16 protein-coding genes and 1 tRNA gene are annotated in these 14,930 nt (G+C 39.7%); 10 read left to right on the top strand and 7 right to left on the bottom strand.

Features of this window, described 5'->3' with window-relative positions:
• Positions 1–39 precede the first annotated feature (39 nt).
• The 3 genes from murA to AACZ88_RS16645 all read right to left on the bottom strand — a co-directional run bounded on the left by murA (position 40) and on the right by AACZ88_RS16645 (position 2,397).
• Entirely contained in the window at positions 40–1,347 is a 1,308-nt protein-coding gene (gene murA, locus AACZ88_RS16655; protein WP_339712529.1) for a UDP-N-acetylglucosamine 1-carboxyvinyltransferase, read from the bottom strand.
• A 15-nt stretch (positions 1,348–1,362) separates the two neighbouring features.
• Positions 1,363–2,025, bottom strand: a complete 663-nt coding sequence (locus AACZ88_RS16650) for a DUF4290 domain-containing protein (protein WP_339712527.1) — start codon at positions 2,023–2,025, stop codon at positions 1,363–1,365.
• Between the two features lie 84 nt (positions 2,026–2,109).
• Entirely contained in the window at positions 2,110–2,397 is a 288-nt protein-coding gene (locus AACZ88_RS16645; RefSeq protein WP_339712524.1) for a DUF493 family protein, read from the bottom strand.
• Between the two features lie 90 nt (positions 2,398–2,487).
• Between AACZ88_RS16645 and AACZ88_RS16640 the strand changes: the two genes are divergently transcribed.
• The 5 genes from AACZ88_RS16640 to AACZ88_RS16620 all read left to right on the top strand — a co-directional run bounded on the left by AACZ88_RS16640 (position 2,488) and on the right by AACZ88_RS16620 (position 7,121).
• On the top strand, positions 2,488–3,051 hold the full coding sequence (locus AACZ88_RS16640) for an ATP-binding protein (protein ID WP_339712522.1): 564 nt from the start codon (positions 2,488–2,490) through the stop codon (positions 3,049–3,051).
• Complete coding sequence (locus tag AACZ88_RS16635) at positions 3,051–4,955, top strand: RecQ family ATP-dependent DNA helicase (RefSeq protein WP_339712519.1); 1,905 nt, start codon at positions 3,051–3,053, stop codon at positions 4,953–4,955. The genes AACZ88_RS16640 and AACZ88_RS16635 overlap by 1 nt, the downstream gene beginning before the upstream one ends.
• Positions 4,956–5,049: 94 nt before the next feature.
• Positions 5,050–5,997 (top strand): methionyl-tRNA formyltransferase, encoded by a 948-nt coding sequence (fmt, locus tag AACZ88_RS16630; RefSeq protein ID WP_339712517.1) that lies wholly within the window; start codon positions 5,050–5,052, stop codon positions 5,995–5,997.
• A gap of 177 nt (positions 5,998–6,174) precedes the next feature.
• The gene (locus AACZ88_RS16625) at positions 6,175–6,447 is read left to right on the top strand and encodes an HU family DNA-binding protein (protein WP_339712514.1); all 273 of its coding nucleotides are present in this window, start codon (positions 6,175–6,177) and stop codon (positions 6,445–6,447) included.
• Positions 6,448–6,560: 113 nt separating this feature from the next.
• Complete coding sequence (locus tag AACZ88_RS16620) at positions 6,561–7,121, top strand: YqgE/AlgH family protein (protein ID WP_339712512.1); 561 nt, start codon at positions 6,561–6,563, stop codon at positions 7,119–7,121.
• A 42-nt stretch (positions 7,122–7,163) separates the two neighbouring features.
• On the opposite strand, the gene AACZ88_RS16615 is transcribed toward AACZ88_RS16620, so the two are convergent.
• Together AACZ88_RS16615 and AACZ88_RS16610 are read right to left on the bottom strand one after the other, a co-directional pair.
• Entirely contained in the window at positions 7,164–8,018 is an 855-nt protein-coding gene (locus AACZ88_RS16615) for an aminotransferase class IV (protein WP_339712969.1), read from the bottom strand.
• A 190-nt stretch (positions 8,019–8,208) separates the two neighbouring features.
• Positions 8,209–8,592, bottom strand: a complete 384-nt coding sequence (locus tag AACZ88_RS16610; RefSeq protein ID WP_339712509.1) for an START-like domain-containing protein — start codon at positions 8,590–8,592, stop codon at positions 8,209–8,211.
• Positions 8,593–8,864: 272 nt separating this feature from the next.
• On the opposite strand from AACZ88_RS16610, the gene AACZ88_RS16605 reads away from it, so the two are divergent.
• Positions 8,865–8,938 (top strand) — tRNA-Met (locus AACZ88_RS16605).
• A 369-nt stretch (positions 8,939–9,307) separates the two neighbouring features.
• Here the strand turns inward: AACZ88_RS16605 and AACZ88_RS16600 are convergent.
• Positions 9,308–9,685 carry a hypothetical protein gene (locus AACZ88_RS16600; protein WP_339712507.1) on the bottom strand — a complete coding sequence of 126 codons (378 nt, stop codon included), beginning with the start codon at positions 9,683–9,685 and terminating at the stop codon, positions 9,308–9,310.
• Positions 9,686–9,748: 63 nt separating this feature from the next.
• Here AACZ88_RS16600 and xerA point away from each other — a divergent pair, with 63 nt between their 5' ends.
• The 4 genes from xerA (at position 9,749) to AACZ88_RS16580 (ending at position 13,018) form a co-directional block, all read left to right on the top strand.
• Entirely contained in the window at positions 9,749–10,876 is a 1,128-nt protein-coding gene (xerA, locus tag AACZ88_RS16595) for a site-specific tyrosine recombinase/integron integrase (protein ID WP_339712505.1), read from the top strand.
• A 73-nt stretch (positions 10,877–10,949) separates the two neighbouring features.
• Complete coding sequence (locus AACZ88_RS16590) at positions 10,950–11,603, top strand: hypothetical protein (protein ID WP_339712503.1); 654 nt, start codon at positions 10,950–10,952, stop codon at positions 11,601–11,603.
• Positions 11,604–11,800: 197 nt separating this feature from the next.
• Positions 11,801–12,346 (top strand): hypothetical protein, encoded by a 546-nt coding sequence (locus AACZ88_RS16585; protein WP_339712501.1) that lies wholly within the window; start codon positions 11,801–11,803, stop codon positions 12,344–12,346.
• 252 nt (positions 12,347–12,598) lie between these two features.
• Positions 12,599–13,018, top strand: coding sequence for an RDD family protein (locus AACZ88_RS16580; protein WP_339712499.1), 420 nt, complete (start codon positions 12,599–12,601; stop codon positions 13,016–13,018).
• A 95-nt stretch (positions 13,019–13,113) separates the two neighbouring features.
• On the opposite strand, the gene AACZ88_RS16575 is transcribed toward AACZ88_RS16580, so the two are convergent.
• Complete coding sequence (locus tag AACZ88_RS16575) at positions 13,114–14,685, bottom strand: IS1182 family transposase (RefSeq protein WP_339712497.1); 1,572 nt, start codon at positions 14,683–14,685, stop codon at positions 13,114–13,116.
• Positions 14,686–14,930: the final 245 nt, after the last annotated feature.

Here is a 14,930-nt window from a genome sequence, read left to right as displayed (position 1 = left end):
GTTTTGTTTCTCTAACCGAATAAATTAAAACAACATCGCTTAGAGCCTTTCGATTTTGGCACCGATGGCTCTTAATCGGGTATCGATATCTTCATAACCCCGGTCGATTTGTTCAATATTATGAATAACCGAAGTACCCTTGGCCGATAAAGCCGCAATTAGAAGCGATACACCCGCCCTAATATCAGGAGAGGTCATCGTGGTTGCCTTTAGTGTAGATTTAAAGTCGTGACCGATAACCGTTGCCCTATGGGGATCGCAAAGAATGACTTTGGCTCCCATATCCAACAATTTATCAACAAAGAACAAACGACTCTCGAACATTTTTTGGTGAATCAAAACCTCACCTTTGGCTTGAGTTGCCACCACTAAGATGATACTTAATAAATCGGGAGTAAGCCCTGGCCATGGGGCATCGGCAATAGTAAGAATCGACCCATCTATAAAGTTCTGAATGATATACCCGTCAACATGTTCGGGAATAAAAATATCATCACCTTTTCGTTCGATGGTAATACCCAATTTTCTAAAAATTGTCGGAATTTGACCTAAATCGTCCCAGCTTACATTTTTTATAGTCAGTTCACTTTTGGTCATTGCCGCAAGCCCGATCCAACTTCCGATTTCAATCATATCAGGAAGCATGGTATGTACTGTACCCCCCAGCTGCTTGACGCCCTCAATTTCCAATAAATTAGAACCAACACCTGAAATTTTGGCGCCCATACGGTTCAACATCTTACATAATTGCTGAAGATAAGGCTCACATGCGGCATTGTATATGGTTGTTTTTCCGGTAGCCAATACGGCCGCCATGACGATATTTGCCGTTCCGGTAACCGAAGCCTCGTCTAAAAGCATATAGGTGCCTTTTAGTTCTTCCGCTTCCACACCATAAAAATGCTCTTCCCTATTGTACCTAAATTTGGCGCCTAAGTTGATGAATCCTTCAAAATGGGTATCTAAACGTCTTCGCCCTATTTTATCACCCCCTGGTTTTGGTATATACCCTTTGCCGAAACGAGCCAGTAAAGGTCCTACTAACATTATCGACCCGCGAAGGCCTCTTCCATCCTCTTTAAATTTAGCCGATTGCAGATAATCTAAATCGATTTCATCGGCCTGAAAGCTATAAGAGCCCTTTTTTTCCTTTTGAACCTTCACTCCTAAATCTCGCAATAGCGCAATAAGTTTATTGACATCTACGATATCGGGAATGTTGTGAATGGTTACTTTTTCAGGGGTTAAAAGAACAGCGCAGAGAATCTGCAATGCCTCGTTTTTGGCGCCCTGGGGAGTTATTTCACCTGAAAGTCGGTGACCTCCCTCAATTTTAAATGTTCCCATGAAAGATTGAGAATATTAGTAGCGTTTTTTACCGCGGTTATTGTTTCTTTGATTTTTCTTGCCGGAATTCGTATTGCTGCTACGTGTAGACTTAATTCCCCTATTTTTTAGAAATTGTCCACTATCCGTCAGGTTTTCACCATCTGAAGCCAGATCTATCTGACCATCGCTCAATTCATACAAGTGTTTAAAAATGGCCTTATCATCAACGGTGTCTTTGTTCCAATTGAGGTAGCATTTTTTCATGTGATTCGCGATCGCATATTCAAGTCCGTCACGCATATCTCCTTTTTCCCATTTTACCGCAACATCGATCATTCTTTTGATGTTATTGCCATAAAATCGATATTTCGGGAAGTTCTGAGGATATTCCAGTGCATCAGGTCGCTGTTGCAACACTTCTTTCGATGTTATCGGAAAGGGCGATTCTACGTCTAATTTGAAATCGGACATGATAAATAATTGATCCCAAAGTTTATGCTGAAAATCGGGAACATCCCTTAAATGGGGCTGTAAATTGCCCATAACACTTATAATGGCTTTGGCAACCCTATTTCGTTCTGCACTATCTTTAATGGATACGGCATGGTCGACCATTTTTTGAAAATGTCTTCCATATTCCGGTATAATGAGCTTAGGACGCTCAGTATTGTACTCTAGGTTTTCTACTAAATTCAAATTGAAGTATTTATGCTTAAAATATATCTTGGAAAGTACTCTATAGAGACCGCAAAATAAGAAAATTTTAGGTTAAAAACTATTTTATAAGGATATTACCCCTTCTACTTGCCCTACTTCCTTATACTTTGCGATCACTTCTTCGGCATTTTTTAGGTTAACTGTTATTGAAAGACTGGTATATTTTCCGTTTTTTGATTTTTTCGATTCTATTACGGCTCCTGTATTATTAAAAATATCGTGGATTCTATTAATTTTTTCGACATCCGTCAGTACAATAAACTTATACAAATAATCTGAGGGCCAACTAGTGCTCTCTTCCAGCTGAGCTTTCAACCTTATATAAAATTCTTCTGATTTTTCAGATTCCATGTCATTGTTTTTATCAAAGATAAAGCTAAAACCACAATTTTTTAACCTAACCGCTATTGATTACTTTTGCACTTATTATATACTTAACTATTGAATCACAAAAAAATTGTCATAACAGGAGGCCCAAGTACAGGAAAAACTTCGGTCATTCAACAACTTGAACAGCAAGGTTTCCTTTGTATGGAGGAGGTCGTACGTAAAATGACGGCCGATAAGCTTTTTGAAGAAGATGCCGAGGCATTCACTACAAACCCCATAATCTCGGTTCCAGACCCGTTACAATTTAATCTCAATCTACTTGAACAACGTATAGCACAATACCGATTCGCTGCTGACTCTAAAGAAGCGATAGTTTTTTTCGACAGGGGCATTCCTGATGTTATGGGGTATATGCAATGTTTCGGACAGCAATACGGCGACATATTTGAACGAGCGGGAAAAGAGATTGTATACGACCTTGTATTTCTAATGCCCCCCTGGCAAGAGATACATACGGTAGATACCGAAAGGTTCGAAAGTTTTGAAGAATCGCTGCAAATCGATGCCTGTCTCGCCAAAGTTTATAGCGATTTCGGGTATAACCCCATAATTGTTCCCAAAATAAGTGTAGCAGGTCGGGTAGCCTTTATTTTAGATTGGATAAACAAAACATAATGTTAGAAAGCCCAAAGGAGATTCTAAGAAAATACTGGGGCTATTCGGAATTCAAAGGGTCACAGCAAGAAATTATCGAGGCCGTTTTGGCCTCACAGGATGTACTTGCGCTTTTACCTACTGGGGGAGGCAAATCACTATGCTTTCAAATTCCTGCCATGGCGAAAGAAGGTATTTGTATTGTGATATCACCCTTAATTGCCTTGATACAAAATCAGGTTGATAGTTTAAGAGGGCGTAACATTAAGGCTATAGCGCTTACGGGCGGTATACCTTTTAGCGAACTCAATAATCTACTTGATAATTGCGTATATGGCAATTATAAATTTCTGTATTTGTCCCCTGAACGACTGCACCAAGAAATAGTTCAAGAACGCATACAACAAATGAATGTCAACCTTATTGCCATAGATGAGGCGCATTGCATATCACAATGGGGACATGATTTTCGACCCGCATATTTAGAATGTTCTAAATTACGTGAACTCTCACCCTCTGCACCTATAATCGCATTGACCGCCACAGCTACGGAACAGGTCGCCCAAGATATTGTCTCAAATCTAAGGTTTGCCGACCCGCTTATTTTTAAAGATTCATTCTCAAGACCCAATATCGCCTTTCATGTTTTATGGAGCGAAGACAAACGCTATCGGGTAAAGCTTCTTTGCTCGAAAGTTCGCAACAGTATTATATTATATGTAAGAACCAGGCGCCTTACCCAAGAATTGGCCAATTATTTAAATCAAAACAATTGTTCCGCCGATTATTTTCATGGAGGTATCGACAAAAAAGACAAAGAAAAAAAACTAAACGCCTGGCTGCGAAACGACGTACAGGTCATGGTGGCGACAAATGCCTTCGGCATGGGCATCGATAAAGCAGATGTAGCGTTGGTCATTCATTATCAGATTCCCGATTGTATTGAAAATTATTTTCAAGAGGCAGGCCGTGCCGGTCGAAATGGGGAACCCGCCAAGGCTGTACTTTTAACCAATAGGGCCGATGAATCGCAGGTAAGAAGTCAATATTTAGGTGTTTTACCCGATGTTCCCTTTTTAAAAGAGATATATAAGCGACTAAACAACTATTTTCAGATTTCGTATGGGGAAGGGCATGACGAAACGTTTCAGCTGAACTTTAATCACTTTTGCGATACTTATACCTTGAATTTATTGATGACCTACAATGCCTTGCGCATACTTGATCAAAATTCGGTCATTTCATTATCCGAATCCTTTTCGAAAAAAACAACTGTACGTTTTGTAACAACCAAAAATCAGTTGTTCAATTACTTGGAAAAACACCAAACCATCGCCCCCATCATACAGACAATACTTAGGACCTACGGGGGTATTTTCGATTATGACACTAAAATAAACACTACGTTGCTTTCAAAAAAAGTTGCCGTGCCCGAAGAAAAGATACATATCGTCTTGAAACAATTACAAGACGATGGTATTATTGAGTATGTTGCCCAACAAAATGATCTGAGCATCACTTTTTTAGTGCCAAGGGAAGACGACCGCACAATCAACGTATTTGCCCGTAAAATAACACAGCAACAACAGCTTAAGGCCGATAAGATCGAATACATGTTGGCCTATGCCAAGAATGATCGCGTATGCAGAAGCAAACAATTACTTACTTATTTTGGTGAAAACAATGGAAAGGATTGCGGCATTTGCGACGTATGTATAAACCAATCGAACACGGAAACCATAATGGTAAAATCGATTTCAGAAGCCATTTTATCGGCATTAAATGCGAAGAACCGAACCTCTCGTGAATTGATTGCCATTATCAATCACCAAGAATATGCCATTCTTGATGAAATCAAACAACTATTAGAAACTGGAAAGATTGAAATAAATACAAAAAACGAGTACGAACTCGTTCGTGCATGATACACATTGTAAAGCTCATACCCCTCTTTCTTTAATATTGTTTGAAAAAGGAAGTGAACGCATAAAAAAACAACTAGTTAAAAGTATAAAGTAAATGGAAAAATTGCGAATAGTATTTATGGGTACTCCCGATTTTGCGGTTGCGACCTTAGCGGCCTTAATCGAACAGGGGCATGCCGTTGTAGGTGTGGTCACTGCACCTGATCGCCCTGCGGGCAGAGGAAGAAAATTACAAGAATCAGCGGTAAAAAAATATGCTCTCGAACAACAGCTAAAAATTCTACAACCGACCAACCTCAAAAACGAGGTCTTTCTAAAAGAACTTCAGTCACTCGAAGCCAATCTACAGATTGTCGTTGCCTTTCGTATGTTACCAAAAGTGGTATGGGCCATGCCTAAACATGGTACTTTTAACCTACATGCATCGCTTTTGCCCAACTATCGGGGTGCGGCCCCCATCAATTGGGCTTTGATCAACGGGGAGACCGAAACAGGTGTTTCTACTTTTTTTATCGATGATAAGATTGATACCGGCGAGATTATTTTACAAGAAAAAACTTACATCGATAAAACTGATACCGCGGGCACCCTACATGACAAACTAATGATTTTGGGAGCCGACCTTGTTTTAAAAACTATTGTTCAAATAGAAAATGGAAGTATTCGGAAAAGGAAACAAAAAAGTACGGGCGAATTAAAAACGGCCCATAAAATTCATAAAGATACGTGTCAAATCGATTGGAAAAAATCGCTACAAGAGATATTCAATCATATTAGAGGGCTTAGCCCATACCCCGCTGCATGGACAACACTGGTGAATGAAGACCAGAATATCTTTCTCAAAATATATGGTGCCACAAAAATTGAAGAAAACCATCAGTTTGCCATAGGGTCGATTATTTCTGATAAAAAAGAACTAAAAATTGCTGTAAAAAATGGGTTTATTTTACCCACTGAAATTCAATTACCCGGAAAAAAAAGAATGAAGACCAGCGAGGTTTTAAATGGACTGAATTTATCAAAATCAGCCCATGTTGCCTAAACCCCCATTATCATTGGGCTGCGAGAAACGTAAAAAAAACCCTACTTTATCAACAAACACCTGAAGTTATCAACAAAAATGGCAATTTCCCCCTATTTTACTTGCGTTGCAGGGAAATCCATATAAATTTGTTTAAGGTTTAATATTTTAACAACAATTAATTAATTTATTTACATTATGAACAAAACAGAATTAATCGACGCAATGGCGGCAGATGCTGGCATTACTAAAGCAGCAGCAAAAAAATCTTTGGAATCTTTCTTGGGAAATGTAGAAAGTTCGCTTAAAAAAGGAAACCGTGTATCTTTGGTCGGTTTTGGATCTTGGGCTGTATCAAAAAGAAACGCAAGAGAAGGTAGAAACCCTTCAACTGGAAAAACTATTCAAATTGCAGCTAAAAACGTAGTAAAGTTTAAAGCGGGTTCTGAGTTGGCAAATTCAGTAAACTAGTCTTAAGTAATCAATACTTGAAAAAGCGTCTCTTAACCGAGACGTTTTTTTTTACCCTCCTTTTTGCTTTTAATAAGAATTGTCTTATTTTAGAGACAACAAGTCCATTTATTATGGTGATTTTAAAACCAGAGAAAGGTAAACTTCTAATTGCTGAACCCACCCTTACGGGTGATGTTTCTTTTAATCGGTCAGTTGTACTTTTAGCAGAACATAATGAAGAAGGCTCTGTGGGGTTTATACTCAACAAACCCTTGGAATACACGATTAGCGACCTCATTACAGAGATAAAGACCCCTTTTCAAGTCTATAATGGCGGCCCTGTCGAGCAAGACAATCTTTATTTCATTCACAAAGTTCCTGATCTTATTGCCAATAGCATTGAAATATCGGATGGCATTTATTGGGGTGGTGATTTTGACGATACCGTCAACTTGATCAATCAAAAAGTTATTTCAGAAGATGATATACGGTTCTTTTTGGGTTATTCTGGTTGGTCATCGTTTCAATTGAATCAAGAATTGACTTCAAAATCATGGGTCGTTGTTAAAAATGATTATGAAAGTGCCATCATTCAAAAATCTTCTAATGCCTTTTGGAAAGAAAAAATGGTGCAATTGGGCGGAAATTATCTCTTGTGGTCCAATGCCCCGGAAAACCCAAGTTTAAACTAAGAGCCTATTTGGCGATCAATTCAATCCTAAAAAAGGTTGGTTTTAAGTCAGTCTGGCCAAAGCATTCAGTTTTCCCAACAATTGTGATGCTACCGTTCTCTCGAACTCCTTTTTTCGATATTTGGTTATGGGGCGAATACCTACTACACTATTCGTGATAAATAGTTCGTCTGCTTTCTGTAGTTCAAATGGCGAGATCGATGTCTCTTCTAAACTATAATCTTCCGTTTTAGTTACGATTTCAATAATTTTTTTTCGGATTATCCCATTCAAACAACCGTCTTTTAGTGGAGGTGTCTTAATTGTTCGGTTCTTGACCAAAAAAATATTGCCATTTATAGCTTCGGCTACCTGTTTATCTCGATTTAAAAGCAAACAGTTTTCATACCCATTCTCTTTGGCGAAGATACTGCCGACTACGTTTAATATTTTATTATTGGTCTTTAAGGTAGAGAGCATATCAGGATTGAGATAAAAATCTTTGAATAATTCAACCTCATATTTCCCGTCGATTATCTGGTAAAATACAGCGTCTAATGCAGCAACTTCTATGATGTACGAGATTTCATTGGTCAGCGGGGTATACAACCCACCATCGTTTCTAAATACACTTAAACGTACTCTCGCCGGTTTGTCGAGCAACGAATTTTGACGCAGTGTTCCCAAGATCTCTTCCTCTAAAAACTCCATGGTAAAATTCATGGGAATTTCCATGCGTAAAATACGCATAGAAGCCATAAGCCGAAGGTAATGGTCTTCTAAAAACATTGATTTCCCATGTATCACACGAAGTGTCTCGAAAACACCATCACCATAGCGTAACCCACGGTTTTTATGATTTAAATAAAACGACCCTTGCGGATGCAAGTCTCCATTAAAATTAATCTCTCCGCTCATCTTCATTTTGTATTTTTAAAATAAACCTCTTTATGATTATTCTTTCATGTTATTTATATGCCCGACAGCGTAGTTGCCATAAAGGGTCTCGAACAAATCAAGAATACAGATTTCATAAAGAAACGATACATATGGGCAATGAAAAAGCCTTGATAAATCAAGGCCCTATATTATCAATTCAAAAAGATTACTATTTAGAGCCCAATACTTGTTTTAGGTCAGAAACTTGATTCTCCCAAAGCATCTTAGCTTCGTCTACTTCATCTTCATCGGCAAAATCAGTTATGAACAGGGAAACATCTTTTGTGATTTCATCGACAATTATTTTCATTTCGAAAAAACTATTATCATCATTCTCTTCCCATGCAAATTTTACAAATTCGTCGCTTTTTCGTTTCAAAAGTTTCGCCTCTTCTTCCGATCCATCCCAAATGAAAGTGAATATTTCACCCCTAGAGTTGACGTTGTCGGCGAACCACTCTGACAGCCCTGATGGCGTAGACAAATACTGATATAACATTTGTGGCGATGACTGTACTACGAACTCAAGTTCAAATTTAATTTTATCATTCATTCAAAAAGGTATTTACAATGGGCAATATATATATTTAAATATGATAAAAAAATATTTACATAAGAATATTTTTTAATCTACTAATGTTGATGGGACGGAAATTAAATTTTATATTTGCAGCCGTTTAAACAGAAGGCCAAGTCGTTTATTTTGATTTTGCCGCCAAGTTGTCCAATTTAAATGACACTATTTTTAAGGTCAGGGACAAGTTAAAACGACAAAGTGAATTCACGTTGTTCACTATAGTTTAGATATCTATTGAAAACGTATTCGGCGAGGTAGCTCAGGTGGTTAGAGCGCAGGATTCATAACCCTGAGGTCGGGGGTTCAAGTCCCCCTCTCGCTACACAGGTAAAATCACCAAAATCAACGGTTTAGTTCACTCTAAACCGTTTTTTTATGGCTTCTTTTAATGAAATAATTACTTTTGAACACGTTTTAGAACACGATTTGGCAAAACACAAGAATTTTTCGCCCCCTAAAATCTATACTGGCAAGGGTGATATGGTGAAATTTTGGTGGGTTTATTTTTCTTCAGAGTTCCTGAAACTGGCCAACTGAAAAATATGAAACTCATTTTTGTAAAGGCATACCACGGAGCAACTTCAGATAATCAAAGGGTATTTTTACTGTCCGGATATCTGCAAGTTAACCGTACTTAAAGTGAATGAGCATTGTCTGCGCCTACTGCTTTTAAAATAATACAAAATAAGCTTTAGCCTTCCATATAATCCTGCCACATGACCAATACGAATTTTTCCTTGTCATTGGCCTTTTTTCCTAAAAACCCGTATTCATAAACGAAAAGGTATACGTCCCCTTTTTTGTTCTTCCAGTAGTGCGTGAAAAACTTGGGGTCGAACCCCTCCCCTATCAATTCCGATTTTCTTATGGTGGTGTAGCCTGACCTATTGTATTTTTTAAGGAGTTTTCGGTTTATTCGCAATTGCCTGTCGACCTTCAGGTAAAACCCTTCGGTCTTCCCACGGTTTTCATATTGGTTTATGGACTTACATTTTGTGGAACAGAACCGCTTATCTGACCTTCCCTTTACAGGAGATCCGCATATGGGGCATTTTCTATTTGCAAACATTTGTAAACGTATATTATGAGCTTAAAATACCCTTTAAATCCCATATCCCAATTAAATTGTCGCATGAATTCGTTCAAATCCATTTCGTTATATCATTTGATGATCGACGGCCAAAAGATGATAGGTATCAAGTTCGCGCCCGATAGGCTTATTCAAGACCTGATCAAAGGGCTTCCAAACCCAAAGTGGAGCAAAGAATATCATATGGCCTACGTTGTTAATACCAAAGCCAACCTCGACATTATTTTCAATACCTTCAAGGGCCATGTCTGGATAAACTATAATCGGTTCCTGTTCAACAGGCCCATACATACCGCTAACGAAGTGGTCGATGTACAGTGGTTCAGGAAAAGGAAGCACGTGGCCGGATATAGGTACTGCCCCGAGGAATATCTCTTGAAACTTGAGCTGAAGCGCTATGCCGACAATACGGTTCGCACCTATGTCTCCTTTTTTGAAATGTTCATCAACCATTATAAAGAAAAAGAACTAAGTTCCATCGACGAAAGTGATATCAGGGCATTCTTGCAAAAACTGGTTCATAAGCACGTATCCAACTCCTATCTCAACCAGGCCATAAACGCCATCAAGTTCTACTATGAGGTCGTTTTGGGCATGCCCAATCGGTTCTATGAGATCGAAAGACCGAGAAAGGAATACAAGTTGCCCACCGTCATCAGCAAGGAAGAGGTGCTTTCCATTATCGAAAACGCCAACAACATCAAGCACCGGTGCATTATGCAGCTGTTGTACGGTTCGGGCCTACGCCGCAGTGAGCTGCTGCGCCTGAAACCGGCCGATATCGATAGCAAGCGGATGTTGGTACGGGTGAAAGGCTCAAAGGGCAACAAAGACAGGTTTACCCTTTTATCGCATACGGCACTGAAAGACCTGCGCACCTATTATCGGGAATGGAGGCCACGGGAATATCTGTTCGAAGGACGCGGGGGGCGAAGGTACAGCCCGCAAAGCGTGCTTAAGATCGTACGAACGGCGGCAGAAAAGACAGGGGTCGCCCAGAACGTTACCCCGCATGTACTGCGCCATAGTTTTGCCACCCACCTGTTGGAAAGCGGGGTCGACCTAAGAAGGATCCAGGTGCTCTTGGGCCATGGTTCTAGCAAAACAACGGAAATATACACTCATGTGGCAATAAATACTTTTGAGAACATCAAAAATCCCTTAGATTAGTGGTGTGGACAAAATAGAAATATAGTTACTAGTGACTATATACAATTGTTAGCATACATTTAAAAAATCGATATTGAGAATCAAAAACATCTTCAAAAAAAAGCAAAACTTAACGGAGGACGAAAAGGCTGAAAGGTTTTGGACTTGGTTTACGAAAAGTCAAAATAGATTTTTGTTCTTATCGGAAATTGACGGAGAAGAAAAGGAAAATTTACTAGATGAATTTTTGATTGAATTACATAAGTTCAACGAAAATATTTATTTCGAAATTGGCGGACATGAAGATGATGAAAAGGTGGAACTAATAATTTCTGCAGAAGGACAAATGGAATTTTTTCCTGCGGTGGAGAAATTGACTAGTTGTGCTCCGGATTATAAAAGTTGGGAGATTATAGCTTTCAAGCCTGCTATGGGAAAAGGTTTTAGTCTTGACTATAGAGGCAAAAAGTTTGACCCTGAAAAAATCATTTTCATTCCTCTAAACTCTAAATCAAATCCAAACTCAATCGGACTAAATATTTGCTATCCTGAATTTGAAGAATCTGAAGAAGAAATCTTCGTAAATGGAACGTATCTAATTTTGGACACTATATTGGGAGAAAAATCTACTACTCTTGACATCGACTACCTAGAAGTAATAAAAACACCTGAGAATATAGCTGAATACAATTTTGGACATCTATCCGATATCGCTGAATACATCGCGGATAGAAAAAACGTATGCTAACAGCACCTATAAGTAATGCGGGCTTTGGTGTTTTATTCTGGGTTTTGTCTATATTTATAAGGGCGCCAAATCAGTTTGATTTGGCATTTGAAATTTAAAAAATAAACACAAACAAATTGCTTTGGCTTGGTGCTAGCAGGAATGGACAATGCTTCTCTGCTCCCGCACTACTCATAGCTGGGCCGTTGCCCACAATTATGAAAAAAATCGCCTTGACGTTAATAATGGTTATTCCTTTTATGGTCAGTTGTGTTGATGAGAATAAAAACGAATCAAATAGTGAGGTAAAAAACGAAATGAATATTTCATTGGATTTCATCGACAAATGGAATCAACTTGAACTTGCTCATACTGATGATAAATATGGAGAATGGGGCGGGGACTCGGATGTGATTTTAGTTTACTCTGACGGCAAAAAAACTTATGCTGATTATTCAAAATATTTAGGTTCTTATGAGCCACCAATGCCACCCAAAAAAAATGAAAAACCCAAAAAATGGTATGAATATAAAATGCTGGAACTTAAGATTGATAGCATTGAGTTAAATAATGTGGAAATCGACCTTATCGAAAAAGCGATTGTGGAACTTGTAAAAAAGAAAATAAATAATCGCTCTTCTTTCTCTCACGCAGGAATAGTAAATAGGGTTATATCCAGCGATTCAAGTTTTATTATAAAAGATTATCCCTCAAACGATTGGGTGACATTTAAAAAGCTCAAAAAGAAGCTGACCGAAAAATAACTGTGGGCAACAGAACCTATGAAGTAATGCGGGCCCTGGTCTTCAATTCAAAGTTTTATCTATATTTATAAGGGCGCAAAATCTTTCCGATTTTGCTCTGAGAATAAAAAATAAATCAAAACCCGCCCGAACGTACCCGTTCGGTACGGGCGGGCTAAAAGCTTTTGCTATGGGCAAAACGGAATGGTAAGCGCAAGTTTGCTCCCGCACTACTCATAGCTTAGGCGTTAGCTGTAATTTAACCAAACCTTTATGAATAAAGAGACCTACGAATCAAATACCGGACTTCGCATTGTCGCTACTTTAATTGATTACATTCTGATATTTTGCTTTACTATTGTTTATATGTACCAATTAGGTGAACCTTCTGAGGACGGTGGAGTTAAAGTAAGTGGACTCAAGGGGCTAGTTCCTTTTTTATTTTGGTTCTTGTATTTGCCGATTTGCGAATGGAAATTTTGTTCGACTTTGGGACATTGGACGGTTGGACTTAAAGTTATTGCGGAAAACGGAGAAGAATTGACTATAGGGCAAACCATTAAAAGAAGACTTTCTGACATTATAGATATAAGCTGGTGTTTTGGATTAGTTGCATTTATCGTTGTAAAATCGACTGACAAAAAACAGAGAGTTGGTGATATAATCGCTAAAACTCTCGTGGTAAAAAAGTAAAAACTACAGCTAACATGGGTAACTGTTGCACAAGCGGTTAGTTTATAAAAAACGGATCCGTTCAAGCCTCTTTAAGAGGCTTTTTTCGGGTCAGGTCATAAATGGGAAGCCAGTTTTTGGTGCCTTGTAAAAGCGCTGAACAGGCATTCAAAGGAGTTTTCCACAAATGCCATTAAGCCAAGTCGGCCTGCCCCGCTCTTGACCAGTTTTTGTTCGAATTTCAGATACTTTTTGAGATTGTATGCTATCGCCGCGAGGTGCATCACCTTGTTGGCCTGCTTTAGCCCAATGGTATTGATCTTTCGCAGGCCCATGAACTGGGTAAGGGTACCGAAAACGGGTTCTACCGTGCTCTGCCGTTTGCCCTTCATGTACCCGCCCTGTGGGCCGTTCACCCTTGTGTTATTGCGTTCGTACTCCTCCCTATAATAGGTGACCGAGAACTTCTTCTCCTGTGCACTTTTCCCTAGGCAACTGCTACGCAACGGGCAATCGGTACAGACATGCTTTCTTGCACGGTACTCCTTCTTTTTGGTCTTGGCACGGCTGTCCAGGAACACCTTGGTGAAGGGGATCACCTTTCCCTGTGGACAGACATAGTGGTCTTGGGCCCTGTTATAGATAAAACCGTCGGGGCCGCCCTTGTACGTGCCATGTGGCGGAATGAAGCTTTTCAGGTTCCTTCTTTCCAAAAAAGCATAGTTCTCGCCGCTACTATAACCCGTATCGGCTACACAGTTTTCGAAGACCAGGCCTTGTTGCCATAAACGTCTTTGCAACCTTTTTATGATATCCGGCAACTGTTGGTTGTCCTTCCCGTCCGCATGGTAGGCCCTGATGTCCGTGATCACATGGTTCGCGGTATCGACGCTCAATTGGCTCAGGTAGTTCAGTTTTCTGGCCTTGCCCGGTTTTACGCTGATACGGGCATCGGGGTCGGTGGGGCTATAATGTGTTTTGTTACTGGTATATTTTGAACCCTTGTTGCCGGCGCCCGGGCGCTGGTCCTGGTCCTTCGCCCATTTCTTGTTGCGGCCCTTAATTGCATTTAGCTCTTTTTCACTTGCACTTATACTGCGCTGCCCCCTGTCCGACTTATCATCTTTGCTCTTGCGATGGGGCACTTCTTTGTCCATTATACTAATGGCGCGTACCTTTCGCAAATGTTCGTCCAAGTCCGCCTCCGGCACTTTAAGCTCCAAGGTGTCCATACTCGCATTTGCCTTGACAGGGGCGGAATCGATAGCTTGCGTATGACCGCTCACCATTCCCTTTTCGACGCACAGGGCCAACACCTTGGTAAAGGTCTCCTCGAAGACGGACTCCGGGAACAGTTGGCGCGTTCTACTGATCGTACTGTGCCAGGGTAGTTCCTCGTCGATGTCGTAACCGATGAAATATAGAATGTCCAGGCGCATCGAACAATGATCGATCAGCCTGCGGTCGCCGATGACATTCTCCAGATAACCCACCAAACAAAGCTTGAAGAATACGATAGGGTCGATGCTCTTCTGGCCGCTCCCGCCATAATAACCCTTGGTAAGGGGATAGAGGAAACCTAGATCGATGGCACCTTTCAAACGCCTGTAAAAATTGTTCTTCGGGATCCGTTCGCTCAGCTGGAAACTGGCGAACAGTTTTTCTTGATAGTCTTTCTTGCCTTGCATAACTAAAGTTACGATCGTTATCCTGATCGGCAATGATCTTCAACGACTTTTTTCGCTAACTTGTGCAACAGGCACAACGTGTATAAAACATAGATATTATAGGCTTTTCGAGAGGTTTTCACTTATTTACAAAGTACGCCAAATTTTTATTTTTGTATATTTAGAAAGTAAAAGTTATACATAAAAAATAAAAATTCGGCTCGTGCTAAATCCGAAAAGTTAGCGTTTATTTATACGCTACGTTT

This window comes from uncultured Kriegella sp., from assembly GCF_963975415.1.
Lineage (GTDB): Bacteria > Bacteroidota > Bacteroidia > Flavobacteriales > Flavobacteriaceae > Kriegella.
This window is presented reverse-complemented; position numbering and strand designations above follow the sequence as displayed.